The following is an 18094-nucleotide window of genomic DNA, read 5'->3' on the forward strand; positions in this document are numbered from 1 at the left end:
AATTTTTAAAATGAGTAATCTCGCTTTCGCGAAAGCGTAAAAACCCACAAAAACCACGATCAGTAGTAAAATACTGTGAGAATTAATACGACTCGACTTATGAAAAAAACGCTACTTGCAGGAATGATGGCTCTAAGCCTTATAGCTTGTAAAAACGACGCTACCACAGAAACAGCTAGCACAGGAGATACATCTCTGGCATTTAACAATGTGCTAGATAACTATTATGAAGACGGCCTAAAGCTTAATCCGCTTAATGCAACAATGTCTGGTAATAATAGGTATAATGATAAATTTCCAGATGCATTATCTCAATCTCATAAGGATGCAGTAAAAACTTATTATACATCTTACCGCGACTCTATACAGCAGTTTAACGACAGTGATCTCACAGACACGGAGAAGATGAGTAAGGAGGTATTGCTCTGGGATATTGCTATCAATCTAGAGGGTATGGAGTTTAAAAAAGACCTCACACCTATAGACCAGATGTGGTCACCTCATCTTATGTTTGGCCAGCTTGCAAGTGGAGCGAGTGCACAACCTTTTAACACTGTAGAAGATTACCGCAACTGGCAACAACGCGTAGATGAGTACCTAGTGTGGCTCAACAGCTCAGAAACAAATATGCGCAAGGGTATGACAGAAGGGTATGTACTTCCTAAATCACTTATTAAGAAAATCATCCCACAAATGGACGCTATGACAGAGCCTACCATAGAGAATCACCTTTTTTATAAGCCTGTCGCAAATTTTCCTGATGGAATAACCGAAGAAGACCAGAATATCATACGCACAGATTATAAAAATATGATAGAAGGTAAAGTAATCCCTGCTTATGCAAAGATGCGTGACTTCTTACAAAACGAATATCTAGCGGCTGGACGTGATAGCTCTGGTTATAGTGATTTACCACAAGGAAGTGAGTATTATGACTATGCTATAAAATTATATACCACTACTACTATGAGCGCAGACGAGATACACCAGCTTGGTCTAAGTGAGGTAGCTCGTATACGCAAGGAAATGGAAAAAGTAAAGGAGCAAGTAGGTTTTAAAGGAGATCTTAAAGCATTTTTTGACGATGTACGCACTAACAAAAAGCTAATGCCGTACAGTACTCCAGAAGAGATTATTGCAAACTTTAATGCAATGCACGAGACTATAAAGCCGCAGGTAGACCAGCTCTTTAGCTTACAACCTAAAACAGCTTTTGAAGTAAGACAGACAGAAGCTTTCCGTGAAAAATCTGCAAGTGCAGAGTATAACCCAGGATCACTAGATGGTACTCGACCAGGTATTTTCTACACACCTATACCAGACGCAACTACCTATAATATATACTCAGACGAGTCTTTATTTTTACACGAGGCTATACCAGGTCACCACTTCCAAGTGTCACTTACGCAAGAAAGTGAGACACTACCACAGTTTAGAAAAACTTTATGGTACAGTGCTTATGGTGAGGGCTGGGCATTATATACAGAGTCGCTTGGTAAAGAGTTAGGACTTTATACAGACCCATACCAATACTTTGGAACACTAGGAGCCGAAATGCACCGAGCAGTTAGACTTGTAGTAGATACAGGAATCCACACCAAAGGATGGAGCCGTGAGAAAGCAATCGCATACTGCCTAGAAAATGAAGCCGAAAGTGAAGCAGGCATTACATCAGAAATTGAGCGCTATATGGCAAATCCGGGACAAGCGCTTTCTTATAAAATAGGCCAACTTAAGATTAGAGAACTTAGAGAAAAAGCAACTCAGGAGCTAGGTGATAAATTTGACATACGAGATTTTCATAAAGAAGTACTCGAGACAGGATGTATCCCTCTTGCGCTACTTGAGGAAAAAATTAATGGTTGGATAGAAGAAAGTAAATAATACCGTTTTCACGCAAGTGAAGTTTATACTGAGCTTGCCGAAGTGCGAAAGCAAAACATTATGAATAAAAAAATAGTATTACTAGGTTCAGGAGAACTAGGAAAGGAATTTGTCATAGCTGCACAACGACTAGGTCAGACCGTAATTGCTGTAGATAGTTATGATAATGCTCCTGCTATGCAAGTAGCAGATGGTCGCGAAGTGATAAATATGCTTGATGGAGAGGCGCTAGATAAACTAGTAGAGAAGCATAAGCCAGACTACATCGTTCCAGAAATAGAGGCCATACGCACCGAGCGTTTTTATGAATATGAGAAGCAAGGATACACTGTGATTCCAAGTGCAAAAGCTGCAAACTTCACAATGAATCGCAAGTCTATACGCGATCTTGCTGCAAAAGACCTTGGCTTAAAAACTGCAAATTATCGCTATGCAACCTCTGCTCAAGAGCTGCAAAAAGCGGTAAAGGAAGTAGGGATTCCTTGTGTGGTAAAACCCCTAATGTCTTCTAGCGGAAAAGGACAATCTACTATCAAAACACCAAACGACATACAACGAGCGTGGGAGTACTCTCAAGAAGGCTCTCGTGGTGATGTTGCAGAGGTGATTGTAGAAGCTTTTGTAAACTTTAATTATGAGATTACACTACTTACTGTAACGCAGAGAGATGGTGAGACATTATTTTGCCCACCTGTAGGTCACCGTCAAGAACGTGGTGATTATCAAGAAAGTTGGCAACCCGCTACTATGGAAGATGCCCATCTTAAAACCGCTCAAGAAATGGCGGCTCAAGTTACCGCTGCATTAGGCGGAGCTGGTTTATGGGGTGTTGAGTTCTTTGTAGGAGATGACGGTGTGTACTTTTCTGAGCTTTCTCCACGCCCACACGACACAGGTATGGTAACGCTTGCAAACACGCAAAATTATAATGAGTTTGAACTGCACCTAAGAGCCGTGCTAGGACTTCCGATAAAAGAAATTACTCAAGAACGTATAGGTGCGAGTGCTGTAATTCTGGCAACCGAGAATTCTGACAATCCAGGATTTACAGGGATTAATGAACTAGCCACCGCGCCAAAAAGCGATTTTAGGCTCTTCGGAAAACCTACTTCTCGCCCATACAGGCGTATGGGAGTTGTGGTAACCTACGATAACCTTAATGGAGATATTACCGAGGTTGTATCGAGAGCAAAAGAGCTTGCTGCCAAGGTTACTGTAATTTAACAAACAATGACTTCTAATCTGCAACAGATTAAAGCGAGCATTTATGACAAATGCTCGCTTATTATTTCAAATTACAAAGATGAGCTGGAGGGCAAAGTTTACGGTGCATGTACTTTCAAAATAGCGGGCTTTGACATCATATGTAGAGATGCAAAAGTAACGCCTAAAAAAGTAGGTCAATTTGTAACGTTCTGGAAAAGATCAGAAAGCGGAGAGATTTCACCTTTTCACGAAAGTGATATTATTGACTTTTATGTAGTAAACGTAAAATCAGAAAAAAAATTAGGTCAGTTTGTATTTCCAAAGTCAACACTTATTAAAAAGGGAATCATCTCAACCCAAACTAGAGAAGGGAAACGAGGCTTTAGGGTATATCCAGCATGGGATACACCAAACAACAAACTAGCACTAAAGACCCAAAAATGGCAACTAGATTATTTTTATGAAGCCAAAAAAGTGATTGATATAAACCTTATTACACCCCTTTACACTTAAGTAAAAACTGTAAAATTAGCCTACATTTTCTAGTCTCTTATAAGTGGTAATGTACTGCAGCGCAATAAGCCTTCTTGTTTTGCTATCTCTGCATAAGGAACCTCCTCTACAGTGATATCTTGATCGCGTAGCCAAGTGTTTAACCTGGAAAAATTACGCTCAGAAATAACAACTTCTGGAGAGATACTAAAGATGTTTGAATTCATATTAAACATCTCCTGAGAGGAGATTTCAAAGATATTTTCTTTTCCGTAAAAGTTTACCAGCCACTCGTATTCCTTTTCTTGTAAAAAGCCATTTTTATGAAGTATAGCTTTCCCATTCCCCACTGGCTGAAAACAGCAATCTAAATGTAAAGCATTATTATAAGGATCTGTATTAGACTTTCTAAGGTCAAAAGACATTACTTTCTTACGAGGAAATAAATCTTGAATCATACCTACCGCAAGCATATTAGTACGCGCAATGATATAATCTGGATAATCATCACCACGATAGGTACCTATAAAAATATGATCATCTACCAGCATCACATCCCCTCCTTCTATATGCGCCTCTTCTGGTAATCTAAAAACGTGGGTAGATGGCACCTGTTTTATAACGTGCTCAATAGCATCTATCTCTTCTTCCCTATCTGGAAGAATATTTGCCTTAAAGAACTTATCATCTATTACAAAACCAATATCACGTGTAAAAATCTGATTAAGATCTTTAATAAGCTTTGGCCTATAAACCTCTACATCATACTTTTTAAAAACTGCTGCTACAGCTTCCATCTCTGGAACCATATCTTTCTCTAGAGGATATGTTCCTTCTCTTAAATGTAGCGCAGATTTTGGGTCGTAGGCATCCTCAAGTTTTGGAGTAGGCCCATTACTTTCGGCAGTACCTAAGATTACGGCTCTAAGCCTTGAAGTTTCGTTCTTTACGTTTAGTTTAAGCATAAGGTAAAGATAACTCAGTTTTGCTAAAAAAAGAATGCCTATCTATATGAAATTTATCATATACGCAGTACATCGTGATTTTTACGCTTTCGCGAAAGCTTACTTAATAGGTATCCACACTTCTTCTTCAGATTGTGGATTATTTGGTCCTAAGTAGTCCTCTGGCATAAATTCATAATGTGGTCTATGATCTAATTGATACCCAGAATTTGTTAACCACTGACTGTAGATATATTGAGCAAATGCTCCAAAATCACGTGTGGTTCCTTTGTATGGAAAAACTGCCCATTTGCCTTTTGGGATTTTTAATACTTCTAATTGATTTGGAATATCATTTTCGGTTGTTACCGCTACTGCGGCCCATTTTACAAACTTGGTTTCTGGTGTAAATGGAGTAGTCATAAAATCATCTGCATAGCATTGGACACTATAACTCCCTCCATTAGACTTGTTAAGAATAGTCTTCCTAAGCGGTCCAAAGGTTTGCCATAACTGCATTGTAGTATTATGAGACAGAGACATTTTAGCCTGTAAACCTACAAGAGTAAGTGCAGGTTGCTCTATAATAACTGGTGATGGGTGTTTGGTATCTTTCACGAAAGTGAATTTACAATTTTTTAAATAGTTACGTTATTGCTTTTGAGGCATAAAAAAAGAGCAAACTAAACGCTTGCTCTTTTATATTGTACTATTGAGTTTTTATCTCTCAGAAACTTCTTTGAAAGCTCTTAAGTTTTCACCGGTATAAACCTGACGTGGACGGCCTATAGGCTCTTTACCTAATCTCATCTCTCTCCATTGAGCTATCCACCCTGGAAGACGACCTAAAGCAAACATAACCGTAAACATTTCTACTGGAATGTCTAGAGCTCTGTAAATAATACCTGAGTAAAAATCTACATTAGGATATAATTTACGATCTACAAAATATGGATCTTCAAGTGCTTCTTTTTCGAGTCCTTTTGCAATATCTAGTACTGGATCTTCAATTCCTAATTGTGTAAGAACATCATCTGCAGCTACTTTAATAATCTTTGCACGTGGATCGAAGTTTTTATACACCCTATGTCCAAAGCCCATAAGACGGAAAGGATCTTGCTTATCTTTAGCTTTACCCATATATTTTTTAGTGTCACCACCATCATTCTTTATTGCCTCAAGCATTTCTATAACTGCTTGGTTCGCTCCACCGTGTAAAGGACCCCATAATGCAGAGATACCTGCAGAGATAGAAGCAAATAAACCAGCATGTGACGAACCTACGATACGTACTGTAGACGTTGAACAGTTTTGCTCGTGATCTGCATGTAAGATTAATAATTTATCGATTGCATCGATAACTGCTTTATCAACCTTGTATTCTTGATTAGGCTTTGAGAACATCATTTTATGTAAGTTCTCCACATATCCTAATGAATTATCACCATAATCTAGTGGCTGACTTTTCTTTTTACGCATTGCCCAAGCAGCTAGCACTGGAAACTTTGCTAGTAGCTTTACAATTGCGTTATACATTTCTTCTTCAGAATCTACATTTACCGTAGAAGGGTTAAATGCAATAAGTGCAGATGTAAGAGCACTTAATACTCCCATAGGGTGAGCAGACTTAGGAAAACCATCTAAGATTTTCTTCATATCCTCATCTACGTGAGACTCAGACTTAATGTCTGCATCAAATTTTGCAAGTTGTTCTTTTGTTGGTAATTCTCCAAAAATCAAAAGATAAGCAGTTTCAAGAAAATCTGCTTTTTCGGCCAGTTCTTCTATTGAGTAACCTCTATATCTTAAGATACCTTTTTCTCCATCAAGAAAGGTAATAGCACTTTGGCAAGAGCCCGTATTTTTATAACCTGGATCAATTGTAGTAATACCTCCAGTAGCACCTCTTAATGTTTTAATATCTATTGCTTGCTCCTGCTCTGTTCCTGTAATGATAGGAAACTCGAAACTTTTTCCATCTATCGTTAGGGTTGCTTTATCTGCCATCTATCGTTATATTTTTCTTTTTTTTATTCTATTATTTGAAGTAAGGCTAAATTACAAAAAAGAAGTCTCATTTTTTAACATATAGCCCTTATACAAGGTTAAATATTAATTAAAATCTTACAAGATAATTTTAGAGGAATCACATAATATCAACTAACCTCGTCTGAGCGTGATTATCAACATAAGAAAGTGTAATTGGTAAAACAGCAATAAAAAAGGACATGTACCTAAGCACATGTCCTTTACCCAACTTAAATCTAGATTTTGGATATCTCCAAAATCCATTTAAAAAAAGAGCGAGTGTACAACATTGAAGCGTAACTGCCCGCTCTTACCCAACTTAAAATCATACTTGCTTGTTTATTCACTAACGATGCAACGAATGAGTTAGGTAAATAATTTAAAGAGATACATTTATTTTACATCCGCTTTCGCGAAAGCAAAACATCACTCTCTAAAGATTACAGTTTGGAAATGTAAAATTAATGCTTTTAAACGCATATCAAGCACTTATTCGGTAAGAATTACCCTACTTTTATGAATTAAAACAACAAAACTGTTCAAAATAATTCTTGACATCATTATAACAATCCTAAAGAATCATTATCTGAAGAATATTTCTACGATGCAAAGTATTAAGATAAGCCACAAAGAAGTTGAAAAAACCATTACTATTCAAAATAAAAAAGCCTTCTCCAGGAGAAGGCTTTTTACAATAATATAATTCTTATAACTGTTACTTTATCTTAAAAGCATTCATGGCAGGAAAGTATGCCGTATCAGAAAGCATTTCCTCTATACGAATAAGTTGATTATACTTAGCCATACGATCAGATCTTGAAGCAGAACCAGTTTTTATTTGACCACAATTAAGTGCTACAGCTAGATCTGCAATGGTGTTATCTTCTGTCTCTCCAGATCTGTGTGACATCACTGAAGTATAGCCAGCATTATGTGCCATATTTACAGCCGCGATTGTCTCTGTAAGAGTACCTATTTGATTTACCTTAATAAGGATAGAGTTTGCAATTCCTTCGTTTATACCACGAGAAAGTCTCTCTACATTGGTTACAAATAAATCGTCACCTACAAGTTGTACTTTATCACCTACCTTATCTGTAAGATACTTCCATCCTTCCCAGTCGTTTTCATCCATACCATCTTCTATTGAAATGATAGGATACTTAGCCGCTAGTTCAGCTAGGTAATCTGCTTGTTCTTCACTTGTACGTATTTTACCGCCTTCACCTTCAAACTTTGCGTAGTTATACTTGCCATCTACATAAAACTCGGCAGCAGCACAGTCTAGAGCAATCATAATCTCATCTCCCCAAGAATAACCAGCCTTTTCTACTGCTAATTTCACACTATCTAGCGCATCTTCTGTACCGTCCAGTGCTGGAGCAAAACCGCCTTCATCACCTACCGCAGTACTTAAATTACGATCATGTAAAACCTTTTTAAGATTATGAAAAATCTCTGTTCCCATCTGTAAGGCATGACTAAAACTCTTAGCTTTAACCGGCATTACCATAAATTCTTGGAAGGCAATAGGTGCATCACTATGCGACCCTCCATTAATAATATTCATCATAGGTACTGGAAGTGTATTTGCACTTACCCCACCTATATATCTATATAATGGCATATTTAACTCGGCAGCTGCAGCTTTTGCACAAGCTAGTGAAACACCTAATATGGCATTTGCTCCAAGCTTGGATTTATTAGGAGTGCCATCAAGATCAATCATAAGTTGATCGATAGCGTTTTGTTCAAAAACAGATACTCCAAGTAGTTCTGGGGCGATCAACGTATTTACATTTTCTACCGCCTTAGAAACTCCTTTTCCCATAAAAGCATCACCTCCATCACGTAATTCTACTGCCTCATGTTCACCAGTGGATGCTCCAGAAGGAACAGCTGCCCTTCCCATAACACCTAATTCTGTAATTACATCAACTTCTACTGTTGGGTTTCCTCGTGAATCAAAAATTTGCCTTGCGTGAACTTCTATGATAATACTCATGTTATAGTTGTTTTATTAGTTAGGTAAAAATACGATTTTGATGATGATTTTATGAAGTTGGACTTATTTTGTCGCGATAACGTTTTCGCGAAAACGCAATCACTAAAAATGTAAAAATCCCCATCTTAAGTTTCAAGATGGGGATTAATTTTTAAGCTACTGTGCTTTTTATGTTATCTATAAACTGATCAAATAAATAGGTTGCATCATTGGGACCTGGACTAGCCTCTGGATGATATTGAACTGAAAAACAATTCTTGTTTTTTAATTTTATACCAGCAACTGTATTATCATTGAGATGAACATGTGTTATCTCCACATCATTATTTGCTTCAGTTTCTTCTCTATTAATTGCAAAACCATGGTTCTGAGAAGTGATTTCTCCTTTTCCAGTGATTAAGTTTTTTATAGGGTGATTAATACCGCGATGTCCATTATGCATTTTATAGGTGGAGATACCATTAGCAAGTGCAATCACTTGGTGACCTAAGCATATTCCAAACAAAGGATCATTTGCCTTAATAATATCTTTAGCTACCTGTATTGCGTTATCAAGTGGTTCTGGATCTCCAGGACCATTAGAAAGAAAATAACCATTAGGATTCCATTCTTTCATTTGATCATAAGTCGTATCAAATGGAAATACTTTTATGTAGGCACCTCTTTTTGCGAGGTTGCGCAAGATATTACGTTTAATCCCTATATCTAAAGCAGCAACTTTAACATCTGCATTTTCATCTCCGAAGTAATATGCCTCTTTAGTGGAAACTTTTGACGCTAATTCTAGTCCGTTCATGTCCGGAACGTCAGATAATTGTTTCTTTAAACCTTCAATATCATCTACAGCTGTTGAAATAACAGCATTCATAGCACCGTTATCACGAATGTGAGCAACGAGTGCTCTTGTATCTACATCTGAAATCGCAAATAGTTTACTATTATTTAAAAAAGTCTCTAAAGACTCTTCTGCATCTTTCCTGGAATATGTATAGCTGAAATTTCGGCAAATTAAACCTGATATCTTAACCGTATCTGATTCCGTTTCAACATCTGTAGCGCCATAGTTTCCTATATGAGCATTTGTAGTAACCATTAACTGACCAAAATACGATGGGTCAGTAAAAATTTCTTGATAGCCAGTCATTCCAGTGTTAAAACAAACTTCACCAAAAGAAGTTGCTTCTTTATCTCCCACAGACTTACCGTGAAAAATTGTTCCGTCTGCAAGTAATATTATGGCTGGTCTTCTAGATTGATATTTCATTTTTTGTTTTTTCCTTACAGAAGACAAAAGTAGTGAATATACTCTTTTGAAAAAAGAATAGTTTTATCACTGACATTAATTAGAAGAAGATCTAACCGTGCTTAATTTTGAAAATATTTTCTTCAAATCACGATCTTCTTTATAGGACAACTTATTTTCTTTAATATATTGAACCATTACATCCTCATAATCATTGAAAATTGAGAGTACAGAGGATTTCTTTGGCTTAAATTTCTTAAACTCTCCTTCACTTATAAGAAAATAGTTCGTATTACTTACATATTCATCAGGCTCTTGTCCAACTTGTATATCAAATTTTCCTTCTCTTATTCTGACGTTATGGTCTTTCAACAAAGCGAGGTCATCAGATTCGTATATGACTTCCATTAATCTAGATATATTGTCTTGAGGATTTAAAGTTCTTTTGAAGATTAAATCATTTATTTTAACAGAACTGACAACAAATTGATTTACATCTAAAATATATTCACCTTCTTTAAATGAGAAAGTACCACGTTCCATATCAAAATTTACATTTCTTATATCTATGACTTGCTTATTCTTTGTTATAACCCTAGCAGTACTAAGCCAATTATTTAATAGAAATTTATCTCCCTCCAATTTTGTAGCAGTCTTAAATGTTCTTGCAGAATAATTACCACCATCAAAACTCACCAAAGATCCGTCTATAGACTGGTTTGAATTTAAACTTGACATGAAAGTTACGTCCTCATTTTGCGAATGAACAAATAAGGAAAGAGATAAAAGTAGTACACTTAAAAAATACTTCATAATGTTAATTTTACTTTATTAATATCTAAGATAGCCCGAATAAACCATTCTAAATATCAAAACAACATTCTTAACAAGATATTATGAATATATCTAAATAAAAAAGGTCCTACTCAAAGCAGGACCTTTTATATTTAAATAAAATAGATGATTCTATTCTTCTTCATTAGAAGCTTTTTCCTCTTGTACTGGAGCAACAGCTTCTGTTTTCTTACCTCCACGACGAGTATTTTTCTTCTTAACAGGTTTACCTGCACTGTAAATCTCGTTGTAATCAACAAGCTCTATCATTGCCATATCTGCGTTATCACCAAGACGGTTACCCAATTTGATAATACGAGTGTAACCACCTGGACGATCACCTATCTTTGCCGCTACATCTCTGAATAATTCAGTTACTGCGTCTTTCTGGCGAAGTTTAGCAAAAACGATACGACGATTATGAGTAGTATCTTCTTTTGACTTTGTGATCATTGGCTCAACAAACTGCTTTAAAGCTTTTGCTTTTGCCACTGTCGTGTTTATTCTTTTATGTTCAATTAAAGAGCAAGCCATATTTGCAAGCATAGACTTTCTATGTGCAGTCTTTCTCCCTAAGTGATTAAATTTCTTTCCGTGTCTCATTGTAATATGTATTTTCCCGCTTTCGCGAAAGCGCTATTGTATTTCTACTATAGCTAACTAGTCTTTATCTAATTTATACTTAGCTAGATCCATTCCAAAACTAAGGCCTTTTACATTTACAAGCTCTTCAAGCTCAGTAAGTGATTTTTTCCCAAAGTTTCTAAATTTCATCAAGTCATTTTTGTTATAAGAAACAAGATCTCCTAATGTTTCTACTTCTGCAGCTTTTAAACAGTTAAGCGCACGTACGGAAAGATCCATATCGATTAGCTTAGTTTTAAGCAACTGACGCATATGTAAAGATTCTTCATCATAAGTCTCAGTCTGAGCTATCTCATCTGCCTCTAAAGTGATACGCTCGTCTGAGAATAACATAAAGTGGTAAATAAGAGTCTTAGCAGCCTCAGTAAGAGCCTCTTTAGGATGAATAGATCCATCAGTGATGATTTCAAAAACTAATTTTTCATAATCAGTTTTTTGCTCAACACGATAGTTCTCTATACTATATTTAACATTACGGATAGGAGTATAAATAGAGTCTGTAAAGATAGTTCCAAGAGGTGCATTAGACTTCTTGTTCTCTTCTGCAGGTACATATCCACGTCCTTTTTCGATAGTGATTTCCATATTAAGATTCACTTTCTTATCCATGTTTGCTATCACCATATCAGGATTAAGCACTTGGAAACCAGAAATGAATTTTTGGAAATCTCCAGCTGTTAATTGATCAACTCCAGATAATGAAATTGTTACAGTCTCATTGTCTATCTCTTCTATTTGTCTTTTAAAACGTACTTGCTTAAGATTAAGGATAATTTCTGTTACATCCTCAACTACTCCAGCCAATGTAGAAAACTCGTGATCTACACCTTCTATACGTACAGATGTGATTGCAAAACCTTCTAATGAAGATAACAACACACGACGTAAAGCGTTTCCTACGGTTAAACCGTAACCTGGTTCTAAAGGTCTAAACTCAAATTTACCTTCAAAATCAGTAGAGTCAATCATAATGACTTTATCGGGCTTCTGGAAATTTAATATTGCCATATCGGTTTTCTAGCTTTAGTGGTTATTACTTAGAGTACAGCTCGACGATGAACTGGGTATTGATGTTTTCAGGAATCTGAAGACGTTGTGGAATTGCCACGAAAGTACCTTCCTTCTTATCGTTGTTCCAAGAAATCCATTCGAAAACGTTACTTGAATTCTGAAGAGAGTTAGAAATTACTTCTAAAGATTTAGACTTCTCACGTACAGCAACAACATCCCCAGGCTTAACCTGATATGACGGTATGTTAACTATACTACCATTTACAGTGATGTGACGGTGTCCTACTAGCTGGCGAGCGCCACTTCTAGATGGAGACATCCCCATTCTGTATACAACATTATCAAGACGACACTCACAAAGTTGAAGTAAAACTTCACCTGTAATTCCTGGAGCACGATTTGCTCTGTCATACATGTTTCTAAACTGACGCTCAAGGATTCCGTAAGTGTACTTCGCCTTTTGCTTTTCAGCTAATTGTACAGCGTATTCGGATTTTTTTCCTCTACGTCTGTTGTTTCCGTGTTGCCCTGGAGGGTAGTTTCTTTTTTCAAAAGATTTGTCTTCTCCGAAGATAGCTTCGCCAAATTTACGAGCGATCTTTGTTTTGGGACCAGTATATCTTGCCATTTTAAATGTATTTGTTGAGGGTGATTAGAAATTAAGGTCAATCCTTTGCTAATCGTTCTCCCTCGAGATATTAATTATAATAAATTATTAAACGCGACGTCTCTTAGGAGGACGACAACCGTTGTGAGGCATTGGAGTGATATCGATTATCTCAGTCACTTCAATTCCACTATTATGTACAGCACGGATTGCAGACTCACGTCCATTACCAGGGCCTTTAACATATACTTTTACTTTACGAAGGCCAGCTTCGTGAGCAACCTTTGCACAATCTTCTGCAGCAGTTTGAGCAGCATATGGAGTGTTCTTTTTAGAACCTCTGAAACCCATTTTACCAGCAGATGACCAAGAGATTACATCTCCCTTTTTGTTTGTTAACGAAACAATGATGTTATTAAAAGAAGCAGTAATATGAGCTTCCCCAACTGATTCTATAACAACCTTACGTTTTTTTGCAGTTTGCTTTGCCATTATGCCTTATTATTTAGTTGCTTTCTTCTTGTTTGCAACTGTTTTACGCTTTCCTTTTCTAGTACGAGAATTGTTCTTTGTACGTTGTCCTCTTAAAGGAAGACCCACACGGTGACGAATACCACGGTAACAACCGATGTCCATCAGACGCTTTATGTTCAAAGAAACTTCTGAACGAAGCTCTCCTTCTATTGTAAATGTACCAACAGCATCACGTATGCGACCAATCTCGTCGTCATCCCAATCAGATACTTTTTTATCTACTGATACATTTGCAGTAGCAAGAATTTCTTCTGCTCTGCTCTTTCCGATTCCAAAGATGTACGTTAATGCAATTACACCTCTCTTTTGTTTTGGGATATCTATCCCTGCAATTCTAGCCATAACTATTAACCTTGTCTTTGTTTAAACCTAGGATTCTTTTTGTTGATTACGTATAATCTGCCTTTGCGACGAACGATCTTGCAATCGGCACTTCTCTTTTTAATGGATGCTCTTACTTTCATATCCAGCTTTTTTCCGCTTAATAGCGGTAAGTTATACGAGCCTTTGATAAATCGTAAGGACTCATTTCTAATTTCACTTTATCTCCAGGTAATAATTTTATATAGTGCATACGCATCTTACCTGAGATATGCGCTGTCACAACGTGACCGTTTTCTAGTTCTACTCTAAACATTGCATTAGACAATGCCTCGATTATAGATCCATCTTGTTCTATTGCTGCTTGTTTTGCCATTATGCTACTGCTTTTCTGTTTTTACCTGATTTCATAAGACCATCATAGTGCTTATTTAAAAGGTAAGAATTTACTTGTTGCATAGTATCTATTGCTACACCCACCATAATAAGAAGTGATGTACCTCCATAAAACAATGCCCATCCTTGTTGCATACCCAAAACATTAACTGCTATTGCAGGAAATATTGCGATAAGTGCAAGAAAAATAGAACCCGGAAGGGTAATCTGTGACATTATTTTATCTAAATACTCAGCTGTTTCAGATCCTGGACGTATACCAGCAATAAAGCCACCACTACGTTTTAAATCGTCTGCCATCTTATTAGTAGGAACTGTGATTGCAGTATAAAAATATGTAAACACAATTATCAATAATGCGAAAACAAGATTATACCAAAATCCAAATATATTATTCCCAAAGTTAGTTTGCAGCCAAGTACCAGCAGATGTATCTGCGAGGAAACTTGCTCCACCTATCAAACCAGGAACAAACATAATTGCCTGTGCAAATATAATAGGCATTACCCCAGAAGCATTAAGTTTTAGTGGTAAAAATTGTCTACTACCAAAAACATTTTTTTCATAAGCTCCAGTTGCTGTTCTCCTTGCATAGGAAACAGGTACTTGACGTACCGCCATTACAAGTAGTATACATAATAGAATAATAACAAACCAAATCACTAACTCAATGAGTATCATGATTAAACCACCATTAGACTCTGTTACACGGGCTACCCATTCTTGTACAAATGATATAGGCATTGTAGCAATAATCCCCACCATAATTAAAAGTGAAATACCATTACCAATACCTTTGTCTGTGATTTTTTCCCCTAACCACATAGCAAAAACACAACCTGTAACTAAAATTAATACAGATGATATATAGAATGTAGGTGTTAAACCCATCACAAAAGCGCTAGCAGGAACTCCTAAAGCGGGTAATGATGCTAAATATGTAGGCGCTTGTAATAAACAAATCGCGATAGTCAACCATCTAGTAATTTGATTTATCTTACGACGACCGCTTTCACCTTCCTTTTGCAATTTCTGTAAATAAGGTATTGCTATCCCCATTAACTGCACCACAATAGATGCAGAAATGTATGGCATAATACCAAGCGCAAATACTGATGCATTTGAAAATGCACCACCTGTAAATGCAGCAAGAAGACCTAACAAACCTTGGTCAGTACTATTCTGCAAGCCTCCTAATTGTGAAGCATCAATACCAGGAAGTACAACTTGAGCACCAAAACGATATACGAGGAGAAGAGTGAGCGTAAGGAGTATTCTATTCCTTAGCTCATCAATCTTCCAGATATTCTTTATTGTATCTATAAATTTCATCCTCTTATATCAATTATAACGTTACAGCTTCACCGCCAGCAGCCTCAACAGCAGCCTTTGCAGTTGCAGTAAATTTATGTGCAGATACTTTAATTTTCGCTTTAAGCTCTCCTCTACCTAATATTTTAACTAGATCGTTTTTTCCAACTAATCCAGCCTCCATAAGAGATTCGATAGATACTTCTTCCGTAAGGCGTCCAGCATCAACATACTCTTGAAGTGTGTCAAGGTTTACACCTGCATACTCTTTTCTGTTAATGTTTGTAAATCCAAACTTAGGAACACGACGTTGAAGCGGCATTTGCCCACCTTCAAAACCAATTTTCTTACTGTAACCTGAACGAGACTTCTGTCCTTTATGTCCACGACCAGCCGTACCACCTTGACCAGTTGCCTGACCACGTCCTTTACGACTATCGTTTTTCTTAACAGCACCTTTTGCAGGTCTTAAGTTATTTAACTCCATCTGTTATTTATATTAAGCTTCTTCTACAGAAACTAAGTGACTAACCTTATTTACCATACCAAGGATGTTTGGTGTATTTTCATGCACCTTTACCTGGCCTATTTTTCTCAATCCAAGAGATTCTAAGATTCTCTTTTGGTTTTGAGTGCGATTTATCGCGCTCTTAACCTTTGTTACTTTGATTTTTGCCATTGTCCTTGATTTATCCTTTAAACACTTTATCTAGTGTGATACCACGTTGCTTTGCAACAGTCTCAGCACTTCTTAACTTAAGTAAAGCATCAAAAGTTGCTTTTACTACGTTATGTGGGTTTGAAGATCCTTGATTTTTAGATAATACATCATGAATACCTACTGATTCAAGTACCGCACGTATTGCACCACCCGCTATAACTCCAGTACCCGCTGCTGCTGGTAATAAAAGTACGCGAGCTCCTCCAAATTTCCCTTTCTGTTCGTGAGGGATAGTTGCCTTATTTAATGGAATACGTACTAAGTTCTTCTTAGCATCTTCCATAGCCTTTGCAATTGCAGATGCTACTTCTTTAGATTTACCTAAACCGTGACCTACAACTCCGTTCTCATCACCTACTACAACAATAGCAGAAAATCCAAAAGCTCTACCTCCTTTAGTTACCTTAGTAACACGCTGTACACCAACTAAACGATCTTTAAGATCTAACCCAGATGGTTTTACTAACTCTACGTTTTTATAATCTTGATACATACTTTTTAGAATTTAAGACCGCCTTCTCTTGCGCCCTCTGCTAGTTGTTTAATTCTCCCATGATATAAGTAACCACCTCTATCAAATACTACAGCCTCAACTCCAGATTTTGTAGCTTTTTCAGCGATTGCTTTACCTACAAGCTTTGCAGTCTCAGTTTTAGTTGATTTTGCAGCTGCGATATCCTTATCACGTGACGATGCTGCCATAATAGTTTTCCCCGTAAGGTCATCTACTAATTGAGCATAAATCTCTTTATTACTTCTAAATACACAGAGTCTTGGTCTCTCCGCAGATCCAGAAATAGTCTTACGAATTCTAAGATGAATTCTATTTCTTTTTTCACTTTTTGATAATGCCATTTCTCTATGTATTATGCAGACTTACCTGCTTTTCTTCTAATTACTTCTCCTACAAACTTGATACCTTTTCCTTTGTAAGGTTCTGGCTTGCGGAAACCACGTATTTTTGCGGCTACCTGACCTACAAGTTGTTTATCATGTGAAGTTAACTTTACAATAGGATTCTTTCCTTTATCAGAAACTGTCTCAACCTTAACTTCTGGAGCGATATCCAAAACTATATTATGAGAAAATCCTACGGCAAGATCAAGTTTATTTCCTTGGTTACTTGCTCTATAACCTACACCTACAAGCTCTAATTGTTTTTCAAAACCTTTAGAAACTCCTTCAATCATGTTTGCAATCAAAGACCTGTATAGTCCGTGCTTTGCACGAACATCCTTCTTATCTGAGTCACGCTCAAGAGTAATAATTCCGTCTTCGATTTTGATATCTATACCAGAGTACTCTTGCGTAAGCTCGCCTAATTTTCCTTTTACCGTTACAACACCGTCTGCTACGTTTACCGTAACACCATCTGGAATTGTAATTGGGCTTTTACCTATTCTTGACATTTCGTTGTCTTTTTATCTGATTAGTAAACGTAACAAAGTACCTCTCCTCCTACGTTGTGTTGAGCAGCTTGCTTACCTGTCATAACTCCTTTTGAAGTTGAAACAATAGCAATACCCAATCCGTTAAGTATACGAGGTATGTCTGTTGATGAAGAATATTTACGTAAACCAGGCTTACTTATTCTTTGTATATCCTTAATAACAGCTTCTTTAGTAACACGATCATACTTCAAGGCTATCTTGATAGTATCTTGCGCTTTACCTTCTTCAAACTTGTAGCTAAGAATGTAACCTTGGTCAAATAAGATTTTAGTCATCGCCTTCTTAAGGTTTGATGCTGGAATCTCGACCACTCTGTGATTTGCTGCCGATGCGTTACGCACACGTGTCAGAAAATCTGCAATAGTATCTGTATTCATTTAATTATAGTTACGGTAGTGGTTTTCTCTAGTTTCGCTTTCGCGAAAGCATAAAAAGAACCTTCTACCAATTTATACTCTTTA

General features: G+C 36.9%; 23 protein-coding genes. 3 read left to right on the plus strand and 20 right to left on the minus strand.

The features are described 5' to 3' along the window. The first annotated feature begins 99 nt into the window (after positions 1-99). From SJY23_RS01570 to SJY23_RS01580, 3 genes are read left to right on the plus strand one after another with little or no spacing between them, the layout of a single operon-like run. Complete coding sequence (locus tag SJY23_RS01570) at positions 100-1884, plus strand: DUF885 domain-containing protein (protein ID WP_396597215.1); 1785 nt, start codon at positions 100-102, stop codon at positions 1882-1884. Positions 1885-1944: 60 nt separating this feature from the next. Next, complete coding sequence (purT, locus tag SJY23_RS01575; protein WP_396597216.1) at positions 1945-3108, plus strand: formate-dependent phosphoribosylglycinamide formyltransferase; 1164 nt, start codon at positions 1945-1947, stop codon at positions 3106-3108. 6 nt (positions 3109-3114) lie between these two features. After that, positions 3115-3603, plus strand: coding sequence for a MepB family protein (locus SJY23_RS01580; RefSeq protein ID WP_396597217.1), 489 nt, complete (start codon positions 3115-3117; stop codon positions 3601-3603). A 29-nt stretch (positions 3604-3632) separates the two neighbouring features. Here the strand turns inward: SJY23_RS01580 and SJY23_RS01585 are convergent, their stop codons facing one another. From SJY23_RS01585 to rpsH, 20 genes are all read right to left on the minus strand, one after another. Next, positions 3633-4547, minus strand: coding sequence for a dimethylarginine dimethylaminohydrolase family protein (locus SJY23_RS01585; RefSeq protein WP_396597218.1), 915 nt, complete (start codon positions 4545-4547; stop codon positions 3633-3635). A 99-nt stretch (positions 4548-4646) separates the two neighbouring features. After that, the gene (locus SJY23_RS01590) at positions 4647-5144 is read right to left on the minus strand and encodes a GyrI-like domain-containing protein (protein WP_396597219.1); all 498 of its coding nucleotides are present in this window, start codon (positions 5142-5144) and stop codon (positions 4647-4649) included. A gap of 102 nt (positions 5145-5246) precedes the next feature. Continuing rightward, the gene (locus SJY23_RS01595) at positions 5247-6533 is read right to left on the minus strand and encodes a citrate synthase (protein ID WP_396597220.1); all 1287 of its coding nucleotides are present in this window, start codon (positions 6531-6533) and stop codon (positions 5247-5249) included. A 736-nt stretch (positions 6534-7269) separates the two neighbouring features. After that, positions 7270-8559 carry a phosphopyruvate hydratase gene (eno, locus tag SJY23_RS01600; RefSeq protein ID WP_035335948.1) on the minus strand — a complete coding sequence of 430 codons (1290 nt, stop codon included), beginning with the start codon at positions 8557-8559 and terminating at the stop codon, positions 7270-7272. 151 nt (positions 8560-8710) lie between these two features. After that, complete coding sequence (gene carA, locus SJY23_RS01605) at positions 8711-9823, minus strand: glutamine-hydrolyzing carbamoyl-phosphate synthase small subunit (protein WP_396597221.1); 1113 nt, start codon at positions 9821-9823, stop codon at positions 8711-8713. Between the two features lie 75 nt (positions 9824-9898). Then, a complete protein-coding gene (locus SJY23_RS01610) occupies positions 9899-10615 on the minus strand; it encodes a hypothetical protein (protein WP_396597222.1) in 717 nt (238 codons plus the stop codon). 153 nt (positions 10616-10768) lie between these two features. Further along, positions 10769-11239, minus strand: coding sequence for a 50S ribosomal protein L17 (gene rplQ / locus SJY23_RS01615; protein ID WP_396597223.1), 471 nt, complete (start codon positions 11237-11239; stop codon positions 10769-10771). A gap of 57 nt (positions 11240-11296) precedes the next feature. Continuing rightward, positions 11297-12289 carry a DNA-directed RNA polymerase subunit alpha gene (locus tag SJY23_RS01620; RefSeq protein WP_396597224.1) on the minus strand — a complete coding sequence of 331 codons (993 nt, stop codon included), beginning with the start codon at positions 12287-12289 and terminating at the stop codon, positions 11297-11299. A gap of 25 nt (positions 12290-12314) precedes the next feature. Next, positions 12315-12920 (minus strand): 30S ribosomal protein S4, encoded by a 606-nt coding sequence (gene rpsD, locus SJY23_RS01625; protein WP_035335945.1) that lies wholly within the window; start codon positions 12918-12920, stop codon positions 12315-12317. Between the two features lie 87 nt (positions 12921-13007). Continuing rightward, positions 13008-13391, minus strand: a complete 384-nt coding sequence (rpsK, locus tag SJY23_RS01630; RefSeq protein ID WP_035335943.1) for a 30S ribosomal protein S11 — start codon at positions 13389-13391, stop codon at positions 13008-13010. Positions 13392-13400: 9 nt separating this feature from the next. After that, positions 13401-13775 carry a 30S ribosomal protein S13 gene (gene rpsM, locus SJY23_RS01635; protein ID WP_035335941.1) on the minus strand — a complete coding sequence of 125 codons (375 nt, stop codon included), beginning with the start codon at positions 13773-13775 and terminating at the stop codon, positions 13401-13403. A 5-nt stretch (positions 13776-13780) separates the two neighbouring features. After that, positions 13781-13897, minus strand: a complete 117-nt coding sequence (gene ykgO / locus SJY23_RS01640; protein WP_010519235.1) for a type B 50S ribosomal protein L36 — start codon at positions 13895-13897, stop codon at positions 13781-13783. 17 nt (positions 13898-13914) lie between these two features. Beyond that, on the minus strand, positions 13915-14130 hold the full coding sequence (infA, locus tag SJY23_RS01645; protein WP_013751343.1) for a translation initiation factor IF-1: 216 nt from the start codon (positions 14128-14130) through the stop codon (positions 13915-13917). Then, a complete protein-coding gene (gene secY / locus SJY23_RS01650; RefSeq protein WP_396597225.1) occupies positions 14130-15482 on the minus strand; it encodes a preprotein translocase subunit SecY in 1353 nt (450 codons plus the stop codon). The genes infA and secY overlap by 1 nt, the downstream gene beginning before the upstream one ends. Positions 15483-15495: 13 nt before the next feature. Continuing rightward, complete coding sequence (gene rplO / locus SJY23_RS01655; protein ID WP_013751341.1) at positions 15496-15948, minus strand: 50S ribosomal protein L15; 453 nt, start codon at positions 15946-15948, stop codon at positions 15496-15498. A 12-nt stretch (positions 15949-15960) separates the two neighbouring features. After that, positions 15961-16140: a 50S ribosomal protein L30 gene (gene rpmD, locus SJY23_RS01660; RefSeq protein WP_035335938.1), complete on the minus strand. Its 180-nt coding sequence runs from the start codon at positions 16138-16140 to the stop codon at positions 15961-15963. A 10-nt stretch (positions 16141-16150) separates the two neighbouring features. Then, entirely contained in the window at positions 16151-16675 is a 525-nt protein-coding gene (rpsE, locus tag SJY23_RS01665) for a 30S ribosomal protein S5 (protein WP_013751339.1), read from the minus strand. 5 nt (positions 16676-16680) lie between these two features. Then, the gene (gene rplR, locus SJY23_RS01670) at positions 16681-17037 is read right to left on the minus strand and encodes a 50S ribosomal protein L18 (RefSeq protein ID WP_035335936.1); all 357 of its coding nucleotides are present in this window, start codon (positions 17035-17037) and stop codon (positions 16681-16683) included. A gap of 11 nt (positions 17038-17048) precedes the next feature. Then, positions 17049-17591, minus strand: a complete 543-nt coding sequence (rplF, locus tag SJY23_RS01675; RefSeq protein WP_035335934.1) for a 50S ribosomal protein L6 — start codon at positions 17589-17591, stop codon at positions 17049-17051. Between the two features lie 20 nt (positions 17592-17611). Beyond that, on the minus strand, positions 17612-18010 hold the full coding sequence (rpsH, locus tag SJY23_RS01680; protein WP_035335931.1) for a 30S ribosomal protein S8: 399 nt from the start codon (positions 18008-18010) through the stop codon (positions 17612-17614). Positions 18011-18094 lie beyond the last annotated feature (84 nt).

The sequence above is a fragment of the Dokdonia sp. R86516 genome, assembly GCF_044596715.1.
Classification (GTDB): domain Bacteria; phylum Bacteroidota; class Bacteroidia; order Flavobacteriales; family Flavobacteriaceae; genus Dokdonia.

Bases quoted from the DNA above. Each gene is read 5' to 3' on its own strand.
- rplQ (WP_396597223.1), bottom strand. From the start codon at position 11,239: ATGAGACACGGAAAGAAATTTAATCACTTAGGGAGAAAGACTGCACAT.
- carA (WP_396597221.1), bottom strand. From the start codon at position 9,823: ATGAAATATCAATCTAGAAGACCAGCCATAATATTACTTGCAGACGGA.
- rpsE (WP_013751339.1), bottom strand. From the start codon at position 16,675: ATGTATCAAGATTATAAAAACGTAGAGTTAGTAAAACCATCTGGGTTA.
- secY (WP_396597225.1), bottom strand. From the start codon at position 15,482: ATGAAATTTATAGATACAATAAAGAATATCTGGAAGATTGATGAGCTA.
- SJY23_RS01595 (WP_396597220.1), bottom strand. From the start codon at position 6,533: ATGGCAGATAAAGCAACCCTAACGATAGATGGAAAAAGTTTCGAGTTT.
- rplO (WP_013751341.1), bottom strand. From the start codon at position 15,948: ATGGAGTTAAATAACTTAAGACCTGCAAAAGGTGCTGTTAAGAAAAAC.
- rplF (WP_035335934.1), bottom strand. From the start codon at position 17,591: ATGTCAAGAATAGGTAAAAGCCCAATTACAATTCCAGATGGTGTTACG.
- purT (WP_396597216.1), top strand. From the start codon at position 1,945: ATGAATAAAAAAATAGTATTACTAGGTTCAGGAGAACTAGGAAAGGAA.
- rplR (WP_035335936.1), bottom strand. From the start codon at position 17,037: ATGGCATTATCAAAAAGTGAAAAAAGAAATAGAATTCATCTTAGAATT.
- rpsM (WP_035335941.1), bottom strand. From the start codon at position 13,775: ATGGCTAGAATTGCAGGGATAGATATCCCAAAACAAAAGAGAGGTGTA.
- SJY23_RS01620 (WP_396597224.1), bottom strand. From the start codon at position 12,289: ATGGCAATATTAAATTTCCAGAAGCCCGATAAAGTCATTATGATTGAC.
- rpsK (WP_035335943.1), bottom strand. From the start codon at position 13,391: ATGGCAAAGCAAACTGCAAAAAAACGTAAGGTTGTTATAGAATCAGTT.
- SJY23_RS01610 (WP_396597222.1), bottom strand. From the start codon at position 10,615: ATGAAGTATTTTTTAAGTGTACTACTTTTATCTCTTTCCTTATTTGTT.
- SJY23_RS01570 (WP_396597215.1), top strand. From the start codon at position 100: ATGAAAAAAACGCTACTTGCAGGAATGATGGCTCTAAGCCTTATAGCT.
- rpsH (WP_035335931.1), bottom strand. From the start codon at position 18,010: ATGAATACAGATACTATTGCAGATTTTCTGACACGTGTGCGTAACGCA.
- eno (WP_035335948.1), bottom strand. From the start codon at position 8,559: ATGAGTATTATCATAGAAGTTCACGCAAGGCAAATTTTTGATTCACGA.
- ykgO (WP_010519235.1), bottom strand. From the start codon at position 13,897: ATGAAAGTAAGAGCATCCATTAAAAAGAGAAGTGCCGATTGCAAGATC.
- rpmD (WP_035335938.1), bottom strand. From the start codon at position 16,140: ATGGCAAAAATCAAAGTAACAAAGGTTAAGAGCGCGATAAATCGCACT.
- SJY23_RS01580 (WP_396597217.1), top strand. From the start codon at position 3,115: ATGACTTCTAATCTGCAACAGATTAAAGCGAGCATTTATGACAAATGC.
- SJY23_RS01585 (WP_396597218.1), bottom strand. From the start codon at position 4,547: ATGCTTAAACTAAACGTAAAGAACGAAACTTCAAGGCTTAGAGCCGTA.
- infA (WP_013751343.1), bottom strand. From the start codon at position 14,130: ATGGCAAAACAAGCAGCAATAGAACAAGATGGATCTATAATCGAGGCA.
- rpsD (WP_035335945.1), bottom strand. From the start codon at position 12,920: ATGGCAAGATATACTGGTCCCAAAACAAAGATCGCTCGTAAATTTGGC.